This window comes from Cohnella rhizoplanae (assembly GCF_948329515.1).
GTDB classification, from domain to species: Bacteria; Bacillota; Bacilli; order Paenibacillales; family Paenibacillaceae; genus Cohnella; species Cohnella rhizoplanae.
Genome location: NZ_CAOJCN010000054.1, coordinates 1 through 3,113, shown reverse-complemented (window position 1 = coordinate 3,113; position 3,113 = coordinate 1). Strand labels below are relative to the sequence as shown.

The 3,113-nt window shown below is 55.5% G+C and carries 4 protein-coding genes; all 4 read left to right on the top strand.

Features of this window, described 5'->3' with window-relative positions; translation table 11 throughout:
• Positions 1-458, top strand: a 458-nt coding sequence (locus PQG80_RS28740; RefSeq protein ID WP_271755288.1) for a glucose PTS transporter subunit EIIB, incomplete at its 5' end; no start/stop codon positions are given.
• 30 nt (positions 459-488) lie between these two features.
• Positions 489-1,646 carry an N-acetylglucosamine-6-phosphate deacetylase gene (gene nagA, locus PQG80_RS28735; protein WP_271755287.1) on the top strand — a complete coding sequence of 386 codons (1,158 nt, stop codon included), beginning with the start codon at positions 489-491 and terminating at the stop codon, positions 1,644-1,646.
• A 20-nt stretch (positions 1,647-1,666) separates the two neighbouring features.
• Complete coding sequence (locus PQG80_RS28730) at positions 1,667-2,530, top strand: PRD domain-containing protein (protein ID WP_271755285.1); 864 nt, start codon at positions 1,667-1,669, stop codon at positions 2,528-2,530.
• Positions 2,531-2,551: 21 nt separating this feature from the next.
• Positions 2,552-3,052, top strand: a complete 501-nt coding sequence (locus tag PQG80_RS28725; protein WP_271755284.1) for a PTS sugar transporter subunit IIA — start codon at positions 2,552-2,554, stop codon at positions 3,050-3,052.
• Positions 3,053-3,113 lie beyond the last annotated feature (61 nt).

Genomic DNA, 3,113 nt, shown 5'->3' with positions numbered 1-3,113 from the left:
TGGGCGTGAAGCTCGGAGCGGGATTCTCGCAAGGGCTGATCGACTACGTCATCAACTTCCCGCTCGGCACGAAGCCGCTTCTCATTCTTCCCGTTGGAATCGCTTTCGGCCTTGTATATTATGCGATGTTCCGCTTTTTTATCGTAAAATTCGACTTGAAGACGCCTGGACGCGAGATCGCCGAAGGAGAACCCGAACGACGGGATGCGACCGCCGGCAGCCTGCAGGCCAAAGCGGTTGATGTATTGGCTTCCGTCGGCGGAGCGGGCAATCTTCACGCGATCGATGCCTGCATCACGCGGCTGCGCCTCGTGGTGAAGGACGAGAAAGCAGTCGACGACCGCAAGCTAAAGGGACTGGGCGCAAGCGGCGTCATGCGGCTGGGACAGGGCGCGGTACAAATCGTGTTCGGCGTGCAGTCCGAAATGTTAAAGGACGAAATCAAAAAAATCATGTAGAGATCGCGGCGAAGGAGAGGAAAACGGAAAATGGCGACCATGCTGATATCAAACGTGAAGGCCGTCTTGCGAGACCGAATCGTCAACGAGGCGGAGGTTCTTATCGAAGACGGAAAAATCGTCGGCATTTCGGAGAAAATGGAAGGAGATCGAGCGCCTTCCGACCTGCAGCGTCTGGACGGTCAAGGGCATCTTCTGATTCCCGGGATGATCGACGTGCATATACACGGCGCCAAAGGATTCGATATGATGGACGGAACGACCCGAAGCGTGGAGGAAGTTTCCCGCGCGTGCGTGGAGACGGGCTGTACCTCTTTCCTGGCCACCTCCGTCAGCTCTACGTTGGAGCAATTGCTCGATATGGTCGCAAGCGTGGGGGAGGTAGCCGGGCGCGAGCCGGGCGCGGCGATCGCGGGCATCCATATGGAGGGACCTTACCTGCACCCCAAACGGAAAGGGATGCAAAACGAGGCGTATTTAAGACATCCCGACCTGGAAGAGCTGGATACGATCCTCGCTAGCGCCGGAGATCGGATGAAAATGGTCACGTTGGCGCCCGAGCTGCCCGGCGCGATGGAAATGATCGGGAGACTCGTCGAGAAAGGAATCGTCGTCGCGGTAGCCCACTCCGACGCCACCTACGAGGAGGCCAAAACGGCCTTTGCCGCGGGGGCCAGCCATATTACGCATTGCTTCAACGGCATGCGTCCGATCCATCACCGGGATCCGGGAGTGATCGTAGCCGCCTTCGAGGAAGAGAAGGTGAGTCTGCAAGCGATCGTGGACGGCGTCCATCTGCATCCGGCTATCGTGCGGCTTATGCATCGTCTGAAAGGACCCGAAGGCGTCGTCTTGATCACGGATGCGCTGCAGGCGATGGGCATGGGAGACGGCACTTATCTGTTCGGCGGCCATCAAACGCGCGTGGAGGATGGCGTAGCCAGGCTTCAAGACGGGACGCTGGCCTCCAGTACGGTGACCATGAACATCGCTCTTCGCAATACCGTTGAATTGGGCGTGCCTCTTTGCGAGGCGGTTGCCATGGCGACGAGAACGCCCGCCGACATACTGGGATTATCGGGAAAAGGCCGGATCGAACCTGGCTGCGACGCGGACCTGGTGCTCTTGGACGAATCGTTCGACGTGGTATGGAGCATGGTCGAGGGCAAGCTTCGCTATCAACGATGAGCAAAAGTGAGGGATGATCGATGAGTTCCGGGGGCCGCCTAAAAATCGAACGCGTGATTGGAAACAACGTGGTACTGGTTTTGGATGAGACGACCGGCAAAGAATTTGTCCTGTTGGGCAAAGGAATCGGCTTCGCCTCCAAGGACGCTTCTCCGCTGGAAGCGGACGACCCACGAATCGAGAAGCGGTTTCGTCTGGACGATCGGGATCAGATGAAGGACTACCAAACGCTTCTTGAAGGGATACCCGCAGAGGTGATCCGGATTTCCGAGAATATTATCGAGATGGCGGCCCAACGCTTCGAGCGCCAGATTAACTACAAGCTCTACTTGGCGCTTCCGAGCCATATCCATTTCGCGGTCTATCGACTGAAAAACGGCATGGACATCGTCAATCCCTTTTTATACGAAACGAAAATGGTTTTTGTCAGAGAATACGAGATCGCCTGCGAAGCGGCCGCCATGATCCGTGAAGCCTTTCAAGTCGATATTCCGGAAGATGAGATCGGATTTTTGTCCTTCCATATTCACTCGGGCATCGCCGACGTGTCCGTCGGACAAATTATTAAATATACCAATCTGATCCATTCTCTCGTAGCCACGATCGAGCAGAGAGGCTGCATCGGAATTCCCCGGGAAGGGACGGACTATGTGCGGCTCATCTCTCACTTCCGGTACATGATCGAGCGGATCGTGAACCGGAAGACGACGGACAATCCGTTTATGCAGGAAATCAAGAAGACGCGAGATCAGGAGTACGCCTTGGCGCTGGAATTGAGGAAGTTGATGGAGGAACAGCTCCATTCGGAGGTTCCGGAAGACGAAGTCGGCTATATGGCCATGCACTTGTATCGTTTGTTCCAGGCCTTATCGTCTAACACATAAAAGAGCAGGAGGAATGCTGTTATGCTGTCCAAATGGCTAAAACCCAAAGAAAATTGCCAAAAAGTGACGCTGCTGGCTCCGCTGAGCGGCGAATCCGTGCCGCTCTCCGAAGTGCCGGACGCCGCATTCGCGCAGGGGCACATCGGGAAAGGGCTTGCGATCGCCCCCTCGTCGGGTAGATTAATCGCCCCCTTGTCGGGAACGGTCGCGCATGTCATCGATACCGCTCATGCCGTCATCCTGGAGCATGCGTCCGGCGTGCAGATTCTGATCCATATCGGGATTAATACGGTTGGCCTGCGGGGCAGAGGCTTCAAGGCGCTTGTCAAGACGGGCGACCGCATAGTGGCGGGTCAGGTCTTAATCGATTTTGATCTCGACTTGCTGAGAAGCGAAGGATATTCGGCCGTTACGCCGATCGTCATCGTGAACGAAGATTTATTAACCGAAGACATAGAATGCCGCTACGGCGCGGTCAATGGCGGCGAAATGGGTTTGCTTGCGTTTGAGATCGAACGTTAACCGCAATGAATAGGAAAGGATGGGAAACGGTAAGATGCAAAATCAATTCGTCATTCAAAAT

What these genes read in the sequence shown, in the direction of transcription:
- PQG80_RS28725 (WP_271755284.1), top strand. Translation starts at nt 2,552, where the DNA reads ATGCTGTCCAAATGGCTAAAACCCAAAGAAAATTGCCAAAAAGTGACG.
- PQG80_RS28730 (WP_271755285.1), top strand. Translation starts at nt 1,667, where the DNA reads ATGAGTTCCGGGGGCCGCCTAAAAATCGAACGCGTGATTGGAAACAAC.
- nagA (WP_271755287.1), top strand. Translation starts at nt 489, where the DNA reads ATGGCGACCATGCTGATATCAAACGTGAAGGCCGTCTTGCGAGACCGA.